Origin of the sequence: Salinibaculum rarum (genome assembly GCF_030505615.1) — an archaeon.
In the GTDB taxonomy this organism is placed as follows: domain Archaea; phylum Halobacteriota; class Halobacteria; order Halobacteriales; family Haloarculaceae; genus Salinibaculum; species Salinibaculum rarum.
Genome location: NZ_CP129994.1, coordinates 330,882 through 350,675, shown reverse-complemented (window position 1 = coordinate 350,675; position 19,794 = coordinate 330,882). Strand labels below are relative to the sequence as shown.

Here is a 19,794-nt window from a genome sequence, read left to right as displayed (position 1 = left end):
AAACACCGAAATCCGGAATTCATCGCAGAACGATGCCAAGGCGGGACGATTGTCTGGGCTGGCCCCGAAATTTACTATATTCCAGTTGATGCTGAATTCGAGATTTTAGAGCGAATGACTGCTGTGAACACTGACACAGCCACGTCAACAACCAAATCACAAGACCCACCGGGAAACACGCAAACAGTATTCCCGTATCCCGGCGGGAAAGGTGACCATGTTGACTGGATTCTTGACCACTTACCAGACCATCGATGTTACGTAGAGCCTTTCGCTGGGAGTGCCGCTGTCCTCGTCAATAAAGAGCCAAGCCCCAGTGAAGTCATCAACGATGCTAACGGCGACGTGACGACGTTTTTCCGAGTTTTACGTGACCAGCCTGATGCACTCATCGAATGGCTACACCGAGTGCCCTACGCACGGTCGCTGTACGAGGACTGGGCAACCACGTGGATGGATGGAGAACGCCCGAATGATGACATTGAGCACGCAGGCCGATTCTACGTGCTACGACAGATGCAGATGATGGGGAAACTAAACTCGGTGGCCGGGTTAAAAACCGGAGCAAAATACCCAGCGTCACGGACATTCCACAACGCGCGCCAACAACTGAAACAATTCGCTGAACGATTCCAAGAAGTAACAATCGAGAACCGCGACTGGCACGATATTCTCGATAATTACGACACGGAAAACTCGATATTCTATTGTGATCCGCCATACGTGGATCAGGAAGATACCTACGGGATTGCGTTCAATCAAGAACGATTTGCGCGTGCTATCAGTAACATTGACGGGAAATGCCTGATTTCCTACGAGGACATCCCTGCGGTGTTCGACTTAGACGAGTTCTACGTCGTCGAAAAGGATACAGCGCGTCGGATGGGGAGTCAACAACGCGATGTCACTGAGCGCCTACTGTTGAATTTCGATCCAAAAACGAACGAGACGTTCACTGATGCTGAGCAAACCACGCTCGGTGATCTTGCATGAGTGCTGTCGCTGCTGACACGGCGAGCGACAGCGTGCAGTGTTCGGAGTGCGGCGGACGCGTTGACCCGTACATTGCTCAAGTCCAACACCGGCACTTCTCGATGAGGTTCGTTCGGATTGCATGGCGTGTTGGGATTGTATCACTGTCTACAGCGGCACGGACGCTGTCACGGCGTTGTTTGAACAGATTGCGGACAGTCTGAATTGGGCTGACCGGTGGAAGTGGGAATCAGCAACGTTCGAAGACAAGTTCCGGTATGCGATGCGTGTCAAACGGTTAGAGGTGAGAACAACTGGGAATCCGATTGTTTCTGATCCGCGACGACCGAAACTCCCTGATACTGCGCCGCCGAAAGAAGCCGCGTACCAGACGGCGCTGGAGTACACACTCGCAGAACCGAGTAACCAACTGAAGGAACGACAGGAGCGGCCGATCGCTGTGGATCTCTTCAGCGGTGCGGGCGGCGCTGCGTTGGGGATGCTTGACGCTGGGTTCGCTGTAGTCGGCGTAGAGCACGACGCGAATGCGCGGCTTGCCCACACGGTGAATCTTGACGAGTGTCGGCGCGTGGACTTGGCTGATACGAGTCAGTCACTTCGGGTGCCGCAGCCAACGTGGGTGCACGCGTCGCCGCCGTGTAAGGGGTTCTCGCGGGCCGGGCTTCAGAAAGCTGATGATGAGCGGAATGAGCTGACGTGGAAGACGATCGAGTGGGTTGCTGATCTTGAGCCGCGCATCGTGACGATGGAGCAGGTGCCAGGCTTCAAGGACGGCGGGCACACGGCGCGTCTCCGCCAAGAGTTCGACGACATCGGGTACGATGTTGCGATCACAGAGGTGAATGCTGCGGATTACGGGGTGCCGCAAACGCGAGAACGGCTCATCGTGGTCGCTGTTCGCGCTGATGCTGCTGGGTCGCCGTCGTTGCCTGACCCGACGCATGCGCCGACTGCGCAGGAGACGTTGTTCGGGGAGACGTTATCGGCGTATCGAACGGTTGGAGATGTGCTTCCGGTGCAGACTGACCGCGCGAAAGAGCGGAATCACAGCCCGCCGTCGCATACGGAGGCGGTCGAAGCGCGATTTAAGCGGTTATCACCGGGACAGAACGTGACGGAGTTGGATAATGCTGGGACGAAGAAGGCGAGTCAGCGCCGGTTGGATCCGAATGCGCCGGCGCCAACTATCACTGGGGTGCCGTCAGATTACGTTCATCCAACAATGAATCGGTGTTTGACGAACCGGGAACTGGCGCGACTCCAAACGTTCCCTGATTGGTTCCGGTTCACCGGCCCGAAAAAAGGTGGTGGCGGGACACGCGGTGAAATCACAACACAAGCAGAGCAAATCGGAAACGCTGTCCCACCACAGCTGATGAAAATCATCGGCGAACACATCTCGTCAGAATTCTGTTAACGCCAGTACGGAAGGCTGAGGCTTACAATCGTCCCGTGAAAACTCAAGAGTGAGACACGAATGAGTAACGAATCCAACACTGCAACAGTACTTGATGAACAAACTGTCGAACTCGCAGCGGCCGCCAATGATGGTGCTGAGCTCGAACTTTCTGAAGACGTCGCCGAGGTCCTTAATCTGGGCGCCAACACGACTGTGGAGATGACGATACACGTTGTGAATGAAACTGATGTGGAGTTCGAAATCACGTTCCCGAACGTCGACGTGAGTGCTGAACAACGCGCTGAACTCAAATCTCGGCTCACGGCGTGAATCACTGAGTTACGTGGCGAATGCGCGGCACAAAAGTGATAGTGTGACCGCGCATCGCCGGCTGATCACCCGAGTCGAGACTTACTTACTTTCCAAATGACTACTCATGACTAAACAGATGCCGCCACGGTACAGCGACACGGATGTCACGAGCATAGAACAACCAGATCAAGGTGTTGCACCTGGGACTGGGAGTCATTACGTTCGTGGGAATGGCCCAATCCCTGCTCTTGACTTGTTTTGCGGGGGTGGCGGCGCAAGCCTCGGGATGCTCTTCACTCCTGACGTTGAAATCGCTCTTGGCGTTGACCATAACGAACAGGCTGTTGAGACCTACCGGCGGAATTTCAACCATCCCGTTGTACAGCATGATCTCACGGATATCTCATTGCACGTTCTTCGTGAACACATGGTTCCAGAGTATACGTTGAACGATATTCTCTGGGTGCATGGGAGTCCGCCATGTACGGGATTCTCTGATGCGCGTGGTGCAACCGATGTCCTTCGTGATGAGAACACACTCATAGAGACGTTCATCGACTGGGTGAATCGTATCAAGCCAGCTGTCGTCACGATGGAGAACGTACCTGGGATGGCGCACAACGCTGATGGGGCGGTGATGGAGTACTTAGAAGATGCATTTTGGGCGAATGGGTATTGCTTGGAATGGGAGGTTCTGGATGCCGCGAAATACGGTGTGCCGCAACATCGTGAACGGCTTATAGCGATGGCGGTGCCAAGTGGTGCCAACACAACAGCGAAATACTGGTTCCCACAGCAGACGCACGCTGCTGGAAAACAACAGACACTGGCGTCATCTGCAACCGAACTCTCATCGTACGTTACGACGCATGATGCGATCGATGATTTGCCACACCCGAGAAACGACAAAACAATTGAGGAGTGTGCAGAAACACGTCTCGTAGGTACAATTCCAAATCACGAGCCGGCGGCGCATACTGCGGAGACGCGTGAATACTTTGCCGAATTCTCTCAGGGGGAAACAAAAGATTCTGTGACTGCGCGACGGTTAGCTCCGGATGTCCCAGCGCCAACGATGTCAGTCTCAAATGGGACGCCGCCAATTCATTATGCTGGTGATGCTGAATCGGCACGTCGGTTAACGGTGCGTGAAGTTGCACGTCTGCAAGGGTTCCCAGATTCCTTCGAATTTCACGGGCCGAAAACAGCGCAGTTCCGTGTCGCTGGGAATGCAGTGCCGCCGCGCCTCCAACGATGCGTTGCAGCTGGCGTAAAACGGAATCTGAGCGCGCTCTCAAATAGAGAGGTGCCATACGACCTCAGAGGGTACACGCCACCAAATGGTGGTCGTGTCCCAAACCCGCCGTAGAACGATTTACACAGCTAATTCCGCCTGGTGCGCCGCGTCCAAAGCCACTCGTGAAGACGCGGCGCACCCACCTACGCCGTACAGATTTCTACTAATCTCCAAATCTATATCTATCAGAAGCAACTATACCAGTTCAATTGATCACATCATGACCGACACACCATCTCCGTGGACCAAACTCGATGACGAAGATGTATCGGGACAAGAATACCAGAATGTCGAAGTTGGGTGGCGAAATGCGGAGACTAGCGCTGAAGTTATCGTGTACCGAGTCACTGGAACCGGAATGGAAGAGGTTACAGACAAACAAATCGGCGTTCAACACCCGTACAGCAAAGACGATGAAGACAACGTCGAGTTTTTCGATGATCTTGATGCTGCAACTAATTTCGCAACGGACTACATCACCAACCACCCTGCACCTGCAAACACCTACTAACAATGCCTGAAACACTCACTCGACCAGAAGCACGCGAGTTGATGAATGCGCTTAATGAATTATCTGCGGGAGACACAGTCCATTTCAAAACGGACGCCGCTGATCACGACATCGATGCTCTTCAAGTCTGGGGCGTGGATGAGACTGACGATGGTGTTCTTGTGAATTTTGATGACCCAGACAGCATTGATCCAACTGACTGGAGTACCTCGCTTGAATATCTCCGTGTCTCACTACATGACGACCATCGGCCTCGGCCAGCCGCTCGCCTCGAGTCATTCGACGGCGCAGACGCAAACCATATCGGTCGCATCGACGACATCGAACCCGCAGATGACGGTGTAACAGTCACATGGACACCGTACTAGAGTTCCTTTCTGAAACCCCATAGATTCAGCTGTTCCCGAAAAGCAGTGAGGGTGACACTCTCACCTCAGAGAGTGGTACGGCGCGCCCATTGCTGCGACGTGAGTGCGCGCCGCCCACACGTAGCGCCCTCTACAGCATTCCACCTTCACTATGAAACAATCATATCCAGGTACAACGGTTCTTGACTTGTATAGCGGACCCGGTGGTGTTGGGCATGCTCTTCATGAGCTCGGGATGAACCATGTTGGAGTCGATGTCGAAGATTACAGCAGTGAATACCCAGGGCATTTCTTCCAGATGGATGCCAGTGACATCACGTCACTTGTTGAGGTGTTCTTCAACGACGAAATCGACTTGATGTGGTTGTCACCGCCGTGCCAAGCCTACTCGAACTTATCATATGTCCATCATGATAACCCGAAACAAGTGCATGACACGTTCTACGACCTAAACGTTCGTGGCGTAATCCACTACCTAGAACCGGACCACTACATCATCGAGAACGTGAGCAGTTGTGGTGACCTCCACGAGCCAACGCGAATTAATGGCTTCGGCGTTGGATACGATTTCGACCTTGAGAGGCATTTTGAGACGAGCTTCCCGTGTCCAGACGCTATTGGCGACGGTGAAAGCGTGTTAAACATGGAGAAAGGGATTGGAGACTCATACACAAACGTCGCTGAAGCAAAAGGCGTTCCTAGTGAATGGGGGAAGACCGCTGTGAGAAGCGCCATACCGAAAGGATACGTCCAACACCTACTTCACCACTGTCCATCTGTGGACGGAGTCGAACCTGCCAGTGACAACGGGAGCCAACAACACCTCACTAATTTCGCGTGATTCACAATGCCAGCTGCAAGCACACTTAATTCAACACCGCCAAACGACGACTTCTTCGGTCACGCTGGGTTGACGCTTCGTGGAGCTCGAACCATACACCCTGTGTACGACGCTGACGTTGCTACGAAGAGTTTGAAGTATCGAAAAACAGGGAACACTGACGATGCTGGACGAATACATTACCCTGATGGAGCAATCGTTGATCCTCAAGAGGAACCATATGACCCTGTGACATGGGATGGACTCGTAATGAAGGAAACCCTCTCAGCTGAGAAAAACTACGATGTCATTGTGCGAACAACGTATATTCCGGCGTCACAGTCACTGATTGTAGATCGTATGAAAGACAAATCGCGTGGTGGTGCTAAGGCTCCGGAATATGATACTCTTGCTGAAGTGTCCATCTCGCCAGAACGCATTAGCGATCCCGGAACTGTTATCGGTGCTGTGCATGATGCGCCAGAACCAAGCAAAACCGCTACAGTTCTAGCTGACTTAGTGAATTCTAGCGCGACTGGTGATACGCTTGCATACATTGGGTCAACAAACGTTTTTCAAGAAATCCTCGATTAACCATGCCGGAAGATCATCGTCTTGCACCATATCCTAGTTTGCCGAACCCGACAACGAGACAATCGCTGTACCAATATCTAGAAGGAAATTTGCCGCATGGGTGGAGTGTTGATTTCTTAGAATTCTCGGGAGCGTGTCCACTTCTCGTGACGGACGCTCCACTGCGGTTGGGTGTTGTGAAAGACGACACATTACCCGATGGAAAATCATTCCGTGAAATCTTCGGCGAGGCAGATGAAACTGTGGATCTCACTGCATTTCTTGATGCAGTTGCCGTGACCTGCATGCCAATCCTGAAATCCGGTCATCCATCTGGTACGCAGTCTCACAGACAGAAAAACCCGCAACAATACGACCGTCACTGTGTGAAGGCGTATCTGCCGTCAAATCGTAGTGAAACGGTGTTAGATGAGAAAGAAACAGAAGATCAATTGCGTGAAGAGGATTTGTTAATGGGTGTGGTGAATGGCGCGTTTCGATATGAAGCAACTGGAAATGCAGCGCCAAGTAAAGCACCAGCAAGTGAACAATCTGGGACGCCTGGTGATTCCAACCAGTTGCAACTCAGTGAACTCGGGAAATGATTACTCGTCTGTGATTTCTTTCCAACATCGGTCGATCGTTTCTTTCACGCCGCTTGCTGAAGTTTCTTCAGAGTGATCTGTAGTACTACTTGCGCGTGGTGCTGACTCTTGCTGCGACATACATTTTCCCGTATGACGAGGAGACATGAAAACATTGGCTTCCCGGATTTCGGACTAGGACTATTCCCAATAATCGAAATAACTCCCCAGTGTTTTTATTTGCATAGTGGATACCTCCAGATATGCCCCTGATTGAATGGGATGACCGACGGTACAGTACCGGGATTGAGCGATACGATAATCAGCACAAGCGGTTGTTCGAAGTGCTGAACGAACTCCACGATGCAATGGAGGAGGGCCGAGCAGAAGAGGAGCTTGGAGACACTCTCCGTGAACTAGAGCGATACACTGAGCATCACTTCAGCGACGAAGAAGAGTTCATGGAAGGGTGTGGGTTCGCAGATGACTGCTCGGATTGTTTCTTCCAACATCAGGAAATGCACGAAGAGTTCGCCGAAAAGGTGACTGAACTCCGAGAAAAACACGAGGAAGGAGAGTACATCACGATGGAAGTCCTGGAATTCGCACGGGACTGGCTTGACTCACACATCGCTGGCGGCGACCAAGACCAATCATACGGCGAATATTACGACTCTAAAGTCGATGATTACGACTACGATTCCCACGACCTCGACGACTCAACGTTTCAATAACGTAGCACGATTAAATCGTTGAGCAATCAAACTCAGGAACCAATTCTCATGAGCTCAAACCTTGAGCCGGACAACTCGTCAGACCCCGACTTCTTAGAAGACATTGATGTTGAACAAACAGTTGAGCGACTCGGGTTAACCCCGGACAAAATCCAGACATGGAAAACCTTCACCGGATTCGATACCGATGACGTGAAGCGATTACGGGCACTAACCTCGACTCTTTCACCCACCGATGACAATCTCGGAGACCGATTTCAAACTCAGCTAGAATCTGATGAAGAAGTCGTAAACGCAATTGAAAAGTCTTCAACTACTGTTGATGAGTTTGCAGATGTTCAATGCTCGCATCTGAATTCGACTCTGAACAGTGAATACGGGAAATCTCACTTTGAGACTCAAGCTGGTGTTGGAACATATCTTACCGAATCCAACATCCCCCTTCGATACTATCTTGCCCAGTTCACTATCTATTTCGAGATTCTTGCTGAAACAACCACTACCCAAACAGAATCCAGAGTCGGTGAGATTCTTGCAGAGGCGGGCGTTGAGGATTCTACGATCCAAGAAGTCCAAGACGAGATTCAAACTAACAACGACACATTATCGTCAGCATTCAAAGCACTCAATGTGGACAGTCAAACTGTTGTTGAGGCATTCGTTCAGAGTCGTGAAGCTAGTTATGAACAAGAATTAGAACGACGTCAAGAGATTGCTGAAGAGTCACGAGAGGGTGTAACCGAGCTCAAAGACTTAGCAAGAGAAGTAACGGCTGGAAGTAACGAAATTGCAGACTTAACGGAAGAAGAGGCACAGAACATCTCAGGTGTGCAAAACGAGATGTCGAATCTTAGTGCGACAATTGAAGAGATTGCAGCGACAGCTAATCGCGTCGAATCTGTTAGTGAACGCGCGTCACAGGCTGCATCTGAGGGGCAAGATTCAGCCACAAACGCAGTGGACATCTTAGAGACAATTGAAAAAGAAGGTGAAGCAATCAAACAGAGTATCACTAAACTCCAGACTCAAGCTGAGCAGATCAGTGAAGTAGCAGATGTCATCAACGAAATTGCAGATCAAACAAACATGCTGGCTTTGAATGCCTCAATTGAGGCTGCAAGAGCAGGTGAGGCTGGAGACGGGTTCAAGGTGGTGGCTGACGAGGTGAAAAACCTCGCCGAGGAATCTCAATCGCAGGCAAAAGAAATCGAAGAGATGATCGCTGACATCCAGAGTGTGATTGACGAGACAACAACAAATGCTGAAACAACGGTTGAAACAATCGACTCTGGAATTGAAAACGTGGAAAATGCAATGAACCAACTCGATGAGATCGCTGAAGTTGTTGACGAGGCCGCGCATGGCACTCAAGAAGTCGCTGAAGCCACAGACGAACAAGCTCGGTCAGCAGAAGAAGTTGCTACAAAAGTCGATGAAACTGCTGAAAGAATTGCATCGATTGACACTGAGATACAAGACATCGCTAAATCGAGTGAGCAACAATCTGCTAAAGTCTTCCAAATCTCGTCTGACTTAAAGCAACTCACAGAGTCTTTCTCGAAGTAACCTTCTCTGAGGAAATCTGTGTTGGAGTTGGTGCGCCGGGTGAAACACACAGATGAACCCGGCGCACCACCCCCGGGTCGCCCAAGCACTCAAAATCAACTTTCCAACCGTATTTCCGTCCTGAACACCAACTTCAGGCACACCAACAACACCCCTTAGAGACCTACCTATGACTACTGATCACTCCAACATGGGACAATCCGCAATCCAAGTAACGTCGCAGAAAGGAAACAATGAGCGTGGAACACCAACGGAATTCATTCGGAAACTCCAATCAGCTATCGACGGGAAATTTTCTCTTGACCCTTGCTCTGGCGCTGAGCCAGTCCCGATTGCAGAAACTCGATTCACGAAAGAAGATAACGGACTTGCACAAGACTGGAGTGGGCACGACACTGTGTTTGTCAACCCACCATACAGTGATCTGAAAGATTGGCTCAAGAAGGTCGTGCGAGAAGCCAACCGAGAACAAAACGCTCCAAACCTCATTATCACACTTCTTCCCGGAAATACCAGTACCCAGTGGTTTCACCGCTATGCAGCCGAAAGCGAGTATCTCTGTCTCGTTGAAGGACGTCTTACCTTCAACGGGACAGATAAAAACGCGCCGTTCGCTAGCATCATGTCGGTATTTGGCGAGAATATTAGCGATGATGTTCTCGAAATGCTAGACAACATAGGCACATTGTACACGAAGGCAGAAGTGCAACAAGCTGCTCAGCAGGCGCGCCTAGATGATATGTTCTCAACGGACGGGGGAGCAGTAACTGCGCAAGGAAACAGTAACCCGACAATACCTCCTCTCGAAGAGTCTGGGCCACAAATTCGAGACGTATCAATAGAAGCCCCAGCTGTTCCACAGGGTGTCATCGATTTCTACGACATCGGGAAACTCGACAAACTCACACTGAGTATCGACGACACTCTGATGGGCGTGCCGGAATCAATTCCTAGTGAACTCTCGGTGCGTGTCGTGAGCGGTGAACGCGCAACGGACGCACATACGCAGACTCCAGATGACTGGACAACGCTCCTCTGCGTAGATTCTTCAACTGACCCGGAAACCTACGTGTGCCTCTACCAGAATCCGGATCGCGCAAAAGAAATTAAATGCAGTATCTCGCCGGACACAGTGACTTGGACTGATGTTACACTCGAAGAATTGTATCGTACGGAAGCCGCGGGGCCAGCTATTATCGAACCACATGGTGAAGCAACGAGCTACGTCTGTTAACCGTAACCGAATGAGCAGATGATATCAGATGTCCACTAACAATATTCACGATGCATTAGAGGTCCTCGAAGCCGATTACGATATTGAGATTATCGCAGCACGGAATCGTGGGAGTAAACCACGCAATCTTGCGTCCTCATCCAGTGATACTGATCTGAGTGTGGTATTCCGACAGTCACCAGAAGCATACTATCGTGTGAATTCAGAACGCGAAACCATCGATCGAAGCTTCGATAACATTGACATCCTCGGGTGGAACATCAAACGGTTCGGTGAATTACTGGCGAAATCACATCATTCTGCTTTCGAATTTCTGCAAACACCAACGCCATACCGGCACCGAGAACCATTTGCGGCAGAATTCGATCAGTTACGAGATGCACTAAAAATGACGTTCAACCCTGTGGCTTTGATGGGGCATTATCACGAGTCTGCCCGCTCAAAATACGAACGTGCGGTTCGGGATGAACCAGAAATCAACGTGAAACCTGCACTTCACGTGTACCGCGCGTTGCTGTACCGACAATTTGTCCATGAGACGCATGAATGGCCACCAGTGAACTTCTTCGCATTCGTCAAGACAGCAGCCTCGTCGTTGGATGTTCCTGACAAAGTTGTCGCCGATACACAGGAGCTCGTTGAGCAAAAACGTGCTGACGAAACTATTGCAATAAACCTGGAATCACTCAATTGGATTGCAAATGCACTAGAATCAATGCCAACGGCGGGAAATGACCGAAGTGGAAAAAGAGATGACCACCTCACAACCATTAACACGACTCTCACAGCCATCATCGGAGGAACCAAACTATGAGTGATGCCCCACACCAGCAAGCAAACGAATCACACAACAGGAACCTGCGACTCGACGGATACCTATTCGAAGATGACTATCTTACCGGGTCGAATCCGGAGCTTGCTGCACGGTACTTGTGGCCAGTCCCGGTGTTCGAACGAATGCGGGAAGACATGGTGGTCACAATTGGTGAGCAAGAGATTCGTCCTGGTGATGTCCTCGAATACTGCGGTGGTGACTACGAGGAATATCTGCTTGTTGTCGCGGAACTCCCAGCCATTACTGGAGAAGTTGGGCATCACGTTCGACAAGGTACAGACTGGTTGTTGCTGTACTCAAGTAACGCGGAGACGTACCGCGTTTTCGATGCACGAGCATTCACGAATGAGGCAAACAAGTTCATTAAGCACGATAGTGGGAGATACGCAGTGCATGAAGATGCAGCTGCATTAGTGGAGGTTGGAAGTGATTCACCGTCAGATACAGCATTCCCGCCGAAACCACTCCACGATGGCCCAGAAGGGCCAGGACCACGTATCCAGCAGCAATACCCACATGAGCATCCGCCAACGACAGTGATGCCGCGGAATCCAATCTCTAAAGAGACACGCCCAATTGAGGAATTTATTAACGAAGTCACGCAGGGTGATGCGTTCGAGGTCCTCAGTGAGATGCCGGACAATAGTGTTCACGCTTGTATAACTTCACCACCATATCTCGAGATGCGTGACTACGGTGCAGGCGGGCAACTCGGTCAGGAAACCTCCGTAGCAGCGTTTATTGAGAACCTTCTCTCTGTCGTCCGGCAACTGATGCGTGTTGTCCGCAAAGATGGCCTCGGGTGGCTGATTCTCGATGATTCATATCAAGACGGCGCGATCGCTGGGATTCCAGAACGGCTTGTACAGGAACTCCAAACAGAAGGATTCGATATAATCCATCATAGTCCGTGGGTAAAACCAAACACAAAGCCAGAAGCCGTCTCGAAACGGTATTCACACACGCACGAGCATCTCATCTGCATCGCGCATTCTGATGGTGACCACTACTTCAACCGCGAAAACACAGAAGACCCATCAGACGTGTTCAAAATGAGTGTTGGACAAACTGACACGGATCATGACGCGCCATTCCCGGTGGAACTCCCGCGAGAACTGATTCGCACCACAGTCCCAGAGAAAGTGTGTGCAGAATGCGGCGCACCATACACCCCAATGTATGAGGTTACAGATATTCGGAATCTCCCCACCGATCGACCGCAATCACAACGCGCGTTAGAACTTGCAGACCGACATGACCTCACAGATGAACACCTTTGGGCACTCCGGTCACGCGGTCTTGGTGACACCGGCCAGGCAAAACGCACACAGGATGGCACCGGGAAAAATCGTGCTGAAGTTGAAAACCTCGCTGCTGAAGCTGAAGACGCACTCGGAAGCTATGCCCGAGAATTCTTGAATGCGCAAAAAGAGCAAACAGATGTCAAGGCATCGTGCGACTGTGACACTAACGATACTGAACCGGGGATTGTTCTCGATCCGTTTTTCGGAGCTGGTACAACCGGTGTTGCCGCGCGTGAACTTCGCCGCCGATGGATTGGCATCGAACTCAACGACGATTACGTCGTAGAAGCTGAATCGCGGATTGGCGTCGACGTGTCCGACCCATCGAAACTTCGGGACGATAACCAAGAGACACTCACTGAGTTCTAACGGGTGCTGTGGAGTGAAACACCAGAAACACTCACAATCCCAGCCGTTTACGGGGGCGCGCCTTGAATGGCAACATGAAGGCGCGCCGTCCGTTCACATCCCAAGGGCGGTACACAGCGACATCAATCCGAGGTAATACTTAGTATGTCATTAGAAGTACTCACTGGGGAGTCGAAAATCGTCGTGGAAGAAGCTGGTGACCGGTATGTATTCCAACGTACAGAGCATGGTTTGGAGTACGACTGGGAGGCATCAGAGGTGTCTTCCCTGAAGCCAAGTAGCGCAGTGTTGGAAGCAGCCGCGGACGCAGTTGATGTGTCGGAACCAGATGTGTTCCCGATTCTGGTGGAAATGTCGGCAGTAGATGATGGGAATCCGCGTGAACGCGCAGGGATACTTGACTTGCCACGGCACGATGATGATCTTCTAGACGTATTACGGTATTATCCGGGAGAGATTCGAATCACATACCAGCTGGACTACGAAGGTCGTTCAACTCACTCTACCGAACCAGCATACTCATTGAAACCCGTGAAAATCGAGACCAACGGGACAACATTCACCCCTGAAAATGATGCCGAATGACGCTAATGCTACATCTGATAATGGTGTCCCATTACCGGGACGAGCTGACGTTTGTGCGATCTGCGCAGCACCATTAGAGGAAGCACCTGATGTCGGGTTGTTCGGTGTTAATGCCGCAATGTGCACCGGGTGTACATCGCTGATTAATCGATTGACTCCTCGGTGGTGGTGTCTCTGCCTTGAAGATGACACAGACATCAAAATCTATCAATACGGTGTCCGACCGGAGAGCCCATTTTTCGATGCGGCTTCGATTCCAACGTTCGTTGATTTGCCATCCGTAGAGAAGAATTCACCGGAGGCAGTAATTGAGTTCTACCACGGACTGCGCGAAGAATTGAAAGATCTTCTGTGGTTCATGACTGTTGGGACAGTTCCAGATTCATTCAAAGCCGTAAGTGGAGAAGGACTAACGCAGCCAGACATCTTAGATGTCCACCAGGCATATCGAGAAGTAGAGTCAGAGAATGCGTATAGAATCGCGCGGTCGTATATTCCACGCCCGTATTTGGTGACGCCGAATGAGATTCTCGCGGATTTCTCCACGCGTCAGGAGGATGCAGAGCGCGTGGAACGAATCTTGAGTGGGAATGGGCAGCCAGGCCAGGAATCGCTCAGTGAGTTCAATGTGAGCGATTCAGAGCCTAGGTGTGAGAACACCTCCACAAGAAAATCATCAAACACAGCAAACAGTAACCAGCAAGCAACACTCACCAATTTCGATGCATGAAAGTTGCCTTACTCTCGGACATCCACGCGAACAAACACGCGCTTGATGCCGTGCTCGATGATCTCCCTGATGTTAACGCGGTCGTGTGTCTCGGAGACATCGTTGGATATGGTCCACAACCGGCTGCTTGTCTCGACACCGTTCGTGAGGTTGCCGATGTTGTCGTGCAAGGAAATCACAGCGGTAACAGCGCGGAAGCCCACCCGTTTACGGGTGGGAGGAAGCGCGTACGCTACACGACACTCCCTACACCGAACGGCATTGCTGACTCTCCCACGTAGTCAAAAGTATTAATAAAGAAAAGCTGCTACTGTGACGTATATGGCGTGGGAGGTAACTCACACCGTGCGCGTCCGCCTCGACGTGCCCAACGACCGCAAGAGTGACCTCCACGCCACCAACCAGAAATTCCAGTACTGCGCGAATCGTACCGCAGACTGGGCGTGGCGCTATCCCGACGAAGACTGCGTAACCAGCAAAAGCGAAGCTGAGAACGCAATCTACGACGACCTTCGGGAAGAAACCGACTACCTGCACGCCAACCTCGTGCAGAAAGCCATCAAACGCGCCACCGACGACATCGACAACTGCGTAGACCGGCTAGCAGAAGACGAGAACACCAGCAAACCCGAGTACAACACGTTCAGCATCGTCTACGACAAGCGGGCCGCGACCTACTACCGAGACAAGGTGAGTCTCGCCACGGTCAACGGCAGAGTCGAATGCGAGTACGACCTGCCCGACAATCCAGAAGGCACGCCCCACGGCGAGTACCTGCTGAACGACGACTACTCGTTCAGTACGAGTACTGTCCACTACGACAGCAAAACAGACGAATTCTACCTGCACGCGGCGATGGAACGGGAACTCGACGTTTCTAGTCCTGAGAAAGCCGAGGATTCGAAAGTCCTTGGCGTGGACTGCAACGTTGACGACCACATCGCCGTGACTTCAACAGGCGAGTTCGTCGGCAACGCTGATTATCTCAACCACCAACGCCGCGAGTTCGAGAAACGCCGCGCTTGCCTGCAACAAACCGGGACGGAAGCAGCCCACTGGACGTTCCAGCGTATCGGCGGCCAGTTCGGACGCTGGAGTGAAGACTACCTCCACCAGTGTTCGAAAGAACTAGTTGCTGAAGCGCAGCGACACGGCTGTACGCACATCGCGTTCGAAGACTTGGAACAAATACGCGAACGGATCAGCGACGGCAAGAAGTTCCAGCAGTGGGCGTTCCGGGCGCTCCAACAGCAGACCGAGTACAAGGCCGAATCTGCTGGGATTGTGGTTGAGAAAGTTGAGCCGCAGTATACGAGCCAGCAGTGTTCGAAGTGTGGTTGTACGCTTGAAGAGAATCGTGACGACCAACACTTCGAATGTCTAGATTGCTCGTACGCGGTGAACGCGGATTATAACGCGGCGAAGAACATTGCGCGGAAGTTAGCGGTGAAACTCCGGCGGGGGCAGAAGTCCCCCGCTGGAGGGGCGTTCTGTCAGTACGCCCTGAAGCTGGGGGTGATGACCGTGAACGCTACTGAAGTGGCGTCCGACACTCCTGTTCGGCAGAACGAGAGTCCACCAGCAAGCCCACCCCTTTAGGGGTGGGTCACTGACGATCGTGCAATCACGAATCCTACCGAATACTACTGAATCTCGTAACAGTTACGCTACCCCTATCTAGGTGCCTACAAACTGTACGTCACACAGAGTACCATCCAACGGTAATCAAAACTCTCACTCTTTTTGTACCCGCAGTTTATACTGGGAACACCCGAAAAAGCACCATGGGAGCGCCGCGCAGGCACCTCGTGTGGACGCGGCGCTCCCGGAAACACCGCCCGGACAGCCACGCGCTACACCACTCCCAGGAGGATTCACTATGTCAGACACTAATTCCACAGATGACTCATCATGCACTGTTGATGAGACATCTGACCACGATACCGGAACTGATCCAATGGAGTCAGACGATGAAGAGACTATTGAAGATATTGAATCTTTGATTGGTGACCCTATCGGCGAGATCAATCCCACTGAGGTAGACGAAAACGACGACTCAAATGACGCGTCGACGGATAGTAACAAGTCACGCGACACGACTGACAGTCATAACCCGAATTCATCCTGTTTCGAGCAGGATAGCACAAACAAAACAGAGTCTCCTTCATCAACCAATGAGAACATAGATAAAGGCGGATTCGGGACTACAGCACATACGGATGCTACCTCAAATCACAAGGACTCAGAAAATGCAGAATCTCCAATAGACGAGTCACAAGATGAAGACCCGACCGTCATTGATCCACGAGCTCAGTCTACAACAGTTAAGAGCAACTCTGCCGACGAACAAACCGTAACGAATGGGAGTGGTGGAGGTCCTCGAGCTCGAACACGGCCTAACAATGAGGGTTCAACATCAACTGCTGAAGAAGACCAGCACAAAACTGAAGATGGTTCCACGAGCGAAGCCTTCGACCAGAACTCGGGATTTGATGGACATGGCGATGGTGGAGTGGAGACTACCGGTGAAGAGTGGGGGTTTGAATCCGAGTTAGGAGATGGCGACGTGACTGAAACGGCAACTGAAAATTCTGTTTCCAACACTGAAGACACTCACGGATCTACGACCAGTGATTCAAATGTCGAAACTAGCGGTGCGAAACAAGAAACAGTCGAAGGGGCTGTTGATGCTGTAGAAACTAATGGAAACACGGACTCATCGACAACAACATCAAATACCAGTACATCACGTAAGAGAGACTGGAGTACACCATCGGCTCAATCACGAACAACAATTGAGTCACAACCAGAGCACATCCAAGGCCCAGCACGGAACGCGTTTACCGAGTCATCAAACCGTGTTGATCCATTCAGTCGTGAACCATCATTCACAGAACGACTACTGCGACGAGGGCCCAGTGGTGTATCATCACACCGGAGTTCATCTCAACTAGGACTTTCAGACTGCATCGATGCTGCATCTCGCCTTGTTGGTGGGATTGTGCAGGTTATTGCTGGACTACTCGGACTGGCAGCATGGGTAGTCTATCGAAGCGCACCAGTAATCGCAGGTGCATCAACCATAATGATGGTGGTGAGTATTATCGGAGTCTGGGTTGAACCAGTTGCATTCATGCCAGAAACACTGCTAATCAGTCAATTTGCCCACTCAGCGTTGTACATCGTAGTCTTCGGTGGGATTGCATGGATAGCAACTCGCGTAACATACGAGCTTTGAAGTTGTTTGCCGCACCGGAGTTCCGTCCGCGTTTCACGCGGACGTAACCTTCCACTCATCCCTGACACGACACCACGTTCTCGGTATTCAATGCGGTGCGGCGGCACGCCAACTATGGTGACTTGGGGCGTGCCGCACACCAGTCCCGGCATGCACCCACTGGTGATAACTATGCGAATAGATCCAAACCACGACTGCAACGCTCACACAGGCGATTCAGGATGGGATTCCTCCTACTGCCCGTCACTTCCAGAACATGATATCATCACGAGTGCAAAAACCAACACACACGAATTCTACCTGACTGGAAATGGCGATGTCCTCATCTACCACAGTGACGCGAAAGAACGCGTCCTCTCTCTGAATCCTGAAGAAGCAAACACGATAAAAGACGTATCAGAGCAGATTCGCTAGTTAGGTTACCGGTTCGAACCGGAGATCAATTTCGATCTGCCGCATCTCCACATCGTCATCACCTGCTACTTTCTCGTTAACCTCGGGATCGAACGCCTCGGCCACCACTAAACCGCCGACATCATTCCCTTTCTCCCGTTCAATCCGCATGTATCGCTTTAGCTGGTCGTATGCGTCCTCGTTATTCGGATTATCTGTTCCTGCCTCGCCCTGTTTAATTTCCACAATCAACGGTCTGCTGTTGTCATCAGGCTCATAGTAGAGGTCAGCTCGGCAATTGTCATTCAGGTACGCTTGCTGCCGGAGATCAGTACTTTCTGCACCGTCGATCAACCGGTCGATGTTCCCGACAAGATATTCCTCCACCGCCCGCTCCGAGTTCACACGGAGGTTGTAAGCGGGTTCCTCTATTGCTTCGGTCACATGAAGCTGCTCGACAAGCCGGTCAAGTGTTTCTTGGTCCTGAAATGAGGATTTCTGGATCGTCTCCGGTAAATGGAGCGTGTTGTCCGCGTGCATCTGGAAATCGTCATCAAGCCATGTCTTGGGAACTGGCCCCTCATCTTCTTTATTTCCATACCGCCATTCGTCGATTTCCCGAGTATAGGTGTGGTCACCGGTCGGTGAGATACCGGTCTCTCGGAACGAGTAGCTCCCAACTTTGACCACTCCACGGACGACTGATTTTCCGTAGACGCTTTGCATCCCGATGATGATTACCGTATCACCTTCCTGCATCTGCATGGATTCATCGCGGTGATTACCCGCGACCGTCTTTATAGCACTAACCGCATCTCCGGCCTTTTTATTGCTGTAATTCCCGAATTTGTCTTTTATACGGCTACGAAGATCTTTCCAGGCCTCGTCTTCGTGCGGTCCGACATCCCATCCAACGGATATCGCTAGTTCGTCAACCCAGTGGTTCCAGATGTCGGGGTAGCCTGATTTTATCAACCAGAACGTCATGTACCACACATATAATCCGCACTGGTATATTACTCCCGGCTTCCACTACCAGTGCGCGTCGGCCAACACGACGTATATTTCCCGCGGTTTGTAATACACCCAAGAAACGCTGTGGAAGCCGAATCTAGCGAATCACGACTGAAGAGACACTAGGCTGGTATCTCAGCCGCTTCTGCTGAACGGGTGTCATCAGGTGAGGTGTCTTCAAGGCGTTCGGCAGCATTTTTCTCAATGAGTGGTTCTGCATTCGCGGTTGGGAGTGTGACGACATCTCCTTTTTTGAGATCGTATTCGCGTTCGTCAACGCCAAACACTTCACCGACATCAACCGTCACTCTGACAGAAGTCCGAGCAACGCCGTCATCAGAGCTCGTATTCTCATCAGCACTTTCAGGATTCGGGTTAGTGACACCCGACTCATCCTTCGATTGCGTCAGCTCTGACTCAGGGACGTTCTCATCGACGGAGTTCTCGGTATCAGCTGGCGTCTCTGGGTCAGTGTCGGCTTCCGAGGTGTCGGTGAGTTCTAAATCTGTTTCACTTGGTTCGGGTGTCCCGGTAAAGAGTGGGTCAACCGCCTCACGGTCCTCGACAAGGCGTGATGTCAGGTCGTCAAAGAGAGATTGTTCTCGGTTTGCCAGTGTGCTTTCATCGACACCATTGTTCAGTCCTGCCGCAGAAAATGACGATGCTTTCACTAATTTCCCAACGCGACGTTCATAAATTGCTTCGAGCAACGACTGCGCAGTGTCAACCTCGTCACTCAATAACCGTACTTCTTGATCGCTGAATGGGTCATCTGATTCAGCAGCAATTTCGTCACGCTCAGCTTTAAGATCAGCAATGTATGTTGCTGCCTCCTCGTAGAAGTCGTTTGGAAGGTCTTGGAGTGAGTCACTATCCCGTGCCTGTTTTCGATAATGATGGAGGTCGTCCAGGTTCATCGTGTATTAGATGCTGTT

General features: G+C 51.3%; 21 protein-coding genes and 1 pseudogene. 20 read left to right on the top strand and 2 right to left on the bottom strand.

Annotated elements, in window-relative coordinates:
* Positions 1–114: 114 nt before the first annotated feature.
* The 20 genes and pseudogenes from QYL91_RS17190 to QYL91_RS17095 all read left to right on the top strand — a co-directional run bounded on the left by QYL91_RS17190 (position 115) and on the right by QYL91_RS17095 (position 17,866).
* Entirely contained in the window at positions 115–993 is an 879-nt protein-coding gene (locus tag QYL91_RS17190) for a DNA adenine methylase (RefSeq protein ID WP_302083119.1), read from the top strand.
* Positions 994–1,114: 121 nt separating this feature from the next.
* Entirely contained in the window at positions 1,115–2,410 is a 1,296-nt protein-coding gene (locus tag QYL91_RS17185) for a DNA cytosine methyltransferase (protein ID WP_302083117.1), read from the top strand.
* 60 nt (positions 2,411–2,470) lie between these two features.
* Positions 2,471–2,722 carry a hypothetical protein gene (locus tag QYL91_RS17180; RefSeq protein WP_302083115.1) on the top strand — a complete coding sequence of 84 codons (252 nt, stop codon included), beginning with the start codon at positions 2,471–2,473 and terminating at the stop codon, positions 2,720–2,722.
* A gap of 106 nt (positions 2,723–2,828) precedes the next feature.
* The gene (locus tag QYL91_RS17175) at positions 2,829–4,073 is read left to right on the top strand and encodes a DNA cytosine methyltransferase (RefSeq protein ID WP_369685638.1); all 1,245 of its coding nucleotides are present in this window, start codon (positions 2,829–2,831) and stop codon (positions 4,071–4,073) included.
* Between the two features lie 148 nt (positions 4,074–4,221).
* Positions 4,222–4,512 (top strand): hypothetical protein, encoded by a 291-nt coding sequence (locus tag QYL91_RS17170; RefSeq protein ID WP_302083113.1) that lies wholly within the window; start codon positions 4,222–4,224, stop codon positions 4,510–4,512.
* A 2-nt stretch (positions 4,513–4,514) separates the two neighbouring features.
* The gene (locus tag QYL91_RS17165) at positions 4,515–4,880 is read left to right on the top strand and encodes a hypothetical protein (RefSeq protein ID WP_302083110.1); all 366 of its coding nucleotides are present in this window, start codon (positions 4,515–4,517) and stop codon (positions 4,878–4,880) included.
* A 151-nt stretch (positions 4,881–5,031) separates the two neighbouring features.
* Positions 5,032–5,721, top strand: a complete 690-nt coding sequence (locus QYL91_RS17160; RefSeq protein WP_302083108.1) for a DNA cytosine methyltransferase — start codon at positions 5,032–5,034, stop codon at positions 5,719–5,721.
* A 6-nt stretch (positions 5,722–5,727) separates the two neighbouring features.
* Positions 5,728–6,294, top strand: coding sequence for a hypothetical protein (locus QYL91_RS17155; protein ID WP_302083105.1), 567 nt, complete (start codon positions 5,728–5,730; stop codon positions 6,292–6,294).
* A 2-nt stretch (positions 6,295–6,296) separates the two neighbouring features.
* Positions 6,297–6,878, top strand: a complete 582-nt coding sequence (locus QYL91_RS17150; RefSeq protein ID WP_302083103.1) for a hypothetical protein — start codon at positions 6,297–6,299, stop codon at positions 6,876–6,878.
* A 242-nt stretch (positions 6,879–7,120) separates the two neighbouring features.
* On the top strand, positions 7,121–7,591 hold the full coding sequence (locus QYL91_RS17145) for a bacteriohemerythrin (RefSeq protein ID WP_302083101.1): 471 nt from the start codon (positions 7,121–7,123) through the stop codon (positions 7,589–7,591).
* 48 nt (positions 7,592–7,639) lie between these two features.
* Positions 7,640–9,157 (top strand): methyl-accepting chemotaxis protein, encoded by a 1,518-nt coding sequence (locus QYL91_RS17140; RefSeq protein ID WP_302083100.1) that lies wholly within the window; start codon positions 7,640–7,642, stop codon positions 9,155–9,157.
* 169 nt (positions 9,158–9,326) lie between these two features.
* Positions 9,327–10,391: a DNA N-6-adenine-methyltransferase gene (locus tag QYL91_RS17135; protein ID WP_302083099.1), complete on the top strand. Its 1,065-nt coding sequence runs from the start codon at positions 9,327–9,329 to the stop codon at positions 10,389–10,391.
* 28 nt (positions 10,392–10,419) lie between these two features.
* Positions 10,420–11,205, top strand: a complete 786-nt coding sequence (locus QYL91_RS17130; protein ID WP_302083097.1) for a DNA polymerase beta superfamily protein — start codon at positions 10,420–10,422, stop codon at positions 11,203–11,205.
* Complete coding sequence (locus tag QYL91_RS17125; protein WP_302083096.1) at positions 11,202–12,899, top strand: DNA-methyltransferase; 1,698 nt, start codon at positions 11,202–11,204, stop codon at positions 12,897–12,899. The genes QYL91_RS17130 and QYL91_RS17125 overlap by 4 nt, the downstream gene beginning before the upstream one ends.
* A gap of 144 nt (positions 12,900–13,043) precedes the next feature.
* Entirely contained in the window at positions 13,044–13,484 is a 441-nt protein-coding gene (locus QYL91_RS17120; RefSeq protein WP_302083094.1) for a hypothetical protein, read from the top strand.
* Positions 13,471–14,214, top strand: coding sequence for a hypothetical protein (locus QYL91_RS17115; RefSeq protein ID WP_302083092.1), 744 nt, complete (start codon positions 13,471–13,473; stop codon positions 14,212–14,214). The genes QYL91_RS17120 and QYL91_RS17115 overlap by 14 nt, the downstream gene beginning before the upstream one ends.
* Positions 14,211–14,495: a metallophosphoesterase family protein gene (locus QYL91_RS17110; RefSeq protein WP_302083090.1), complete on the top strand. Its 285-nt coding sequence runs from the start codon at positions 14,211–14,213 to the stop codon at positions 14,493–14,495. Before QYL91_RS17115 ends, QYL91_RS17110 begins: the two co-directional genes overlap by 4 nt.
* Before the next feature lie 40 nt (positions 14,496–14,535).
* Positions 14,536–15,827 (top strand): annotated as a pseudogene (locus QYL91_RS17105) (RNA-guided endonuclease InsQ/TnpB family protein).
* A gap of 266 nt (positions 15,828–16,093) precedes the next feature.
* Complete coding sequence (locus QYL91_RS17100; protein ID WP_302083088.1) at positions 16,094–17,452, top strand: hypothetical protein; 1,359 nt, start codon at positions 16,094–16,096, stop codon at positions 17,450–17,452.
* Between the two features lie 171 nt (positions 17,453–17,623).
* Positions 17,624–17,866, top strand: coding sequence for a hypothetical protein (locus tag QYL91_RS17095; protein WP_302083087.1), 243 nt, complete (start codon positions 17,624–17,626; stop codon positions 17,864–17,866).
* Here QYL91_RS17095 and QYL91_RS17090 read toward each other — a convergent pair whose 3' ends face one another.
* Together QYL91_RS17090 and QYL91_RS17085 are read right to left on the bottom strand one after the other, a co-directional pair.
* A complete protein-coding gene (locus QYL91_RS17090) occupies positions 17,867–18,832 on the bottom strand; it encodes a PDDEXK family nuclease (protein ID WP_302083086.1) in 966 nt (321 codons plus the stop codon). It lies immediately after the preceding gene.
* A 149-nt stretch (positions 18,833–18,981) separates the two neighbouring features.
* Positions 18,982–19,776 carry a DNA replication complex subunit Gins51 gene (locus QYL91_RS17085; RefSeq protein WP_302083085.1) on the bottom strand — a complete coding sequence of 265 codons (795 nt, stop codon included), beginning with the start codon at positions 19,774–19,776 and terminating at the stop codon, positions 18,982–18,984.
* Positions 19,777–19,794: the final 18 nt, after the last annotated feature.

Coding starts and splice junctions, on each gene's coding strand:
- QYL91_RS17190 (WP_302083119.1), top strand. CDS start 115: ATGACTGCTGTGAACACTGACACAGCCACGTCAACAACCAAATCACAA.
- QYL91_RS17185 (WP_302083117.1), top strand. CDS start 1,115: ATGGCGTGTTGGGATTGTATCACTGTCTACAGCGGCACGGACGCTGTC.
- QYL91_RS17180 (WP_302083115.1), top strand. CDS start 2,471: ATGAGTAACGAATCCAACACTGCAACAGTACTTGATGAACAAACTGTC.
- QYL91_RS17175 (WP_369685638.1), top strand. CDS start 2,829: ATGACTAAACAGATGCCGCCACGGTACAGCGACACGGATGTCACGAGC.
- QYL91_RS17170 (WP_302083113.1), top strand. CDS start 4,222: ATGACCGACACACCATCTCCGTGGACCAAACTCGATGACGAAGATGTA.
- QYL91_RS17165 (WP_302083110.1), top strand. CDS start 4,515: ATGCCTGAAACACTCACTCGACCAGAAGCACGCGAGTTGATGAATGCG.
- QYL91_RS17160 (WP_302083108.1), top strand. CDS start 5,032: ATGAAACAATCATATCCAGGTACAACGGTTCTTGACTTGTATAGCGGA.
- QYL91_RS17155 (WP_302083105.1), top strand. CDS start 5,728: ATGCCAGCTGCAAGCACACTTAATTCAACACCGCCAAACGACGACTTC.
- QYL91_RS17150 (WP_302083103.1), top strand. CDS start 6,297: ATGCCGGAAGATCATCGTCTTGCACCATATCCTAGTTTGCCGAACCCG.
- QYL91_RS17145 (WP_302083101.1), top strand. CDS start 7,121: ATGCCCCTGATTGAATGGGATGACCGACGGTACAGTACCGGGATTGAG.
- QYL91_RS17140 (WP_302083100.1), top strand. CDS start 7,640: ATGAGCTCAAACCTTGAGCCGGACAACTCGTCAGACCCCGACTTCTTA.
- QYL91_RS17135 (WP_302083099.1), top strand. CDS start 9,327: ATGACTACTGATCACTCCAACATGGGACAATCCGCAATCCAAGTAACG.
- QYL91_RS17130 (WP_302083097.1), top strand. CDS start 10,420: ATGTCCACTAACAATATTCACGATGCATTAGAGGTCCTCGAAGCCGAT.
- QYL91_RS17125 (WP_302083096.1), top strand. CDS start 11,202: ATGAGTGATGCCCCACACCAGCAAGCAAACGAATCACACAACAGGAAC.
- QYL91_RS17120 (WP_302083094.1), top strand. CDS start 13,044: ATGTCATTAGAAGTACTCACTGGGGAGTCGAAAATCGTCGTGGAAGAA.
- QYL91_RS17115 (WP_302083092.1), top strand. CDS start 13,471: ATGATGCCGAATGACGCTAATGCTACATCTGATAATGGTGTCCCATTA.
- QYL91_RS17110 (WP_302083090.1), top strand. CDS start 14,211: ATGAAAGTTGCCTTACTCTCGGACATCCACGCGAACAAACACGCGCTT.
- QYL91_RS17100 (WP_302083088.1), top strand. CDS start 16,094: ATGTCAGACACTAATTCCACAGATGACTCATCATGCACTGTTGATGAG.
- QYL91_RS17095 (WP_302083087.1), top strand. CDS start 17,624: ATGCGAATAGATCCAAACCACGACTGCAACGCTCACACAGGCGATTCA.
- QYL91_RS17090 (WP_302083086.1), bottom strand. CDS start 18,832: ATGACGTTCTGGTTGATAAAATCAGGCTACCCCGACATCTGGAACCAC.
- QYL91_RS17085 (WP_302083085.1), bottom strand. CDS start 19,776: ATGAACCTGGACGACCTCCATCATTATCGAAAACAGGCACGGGATAGT.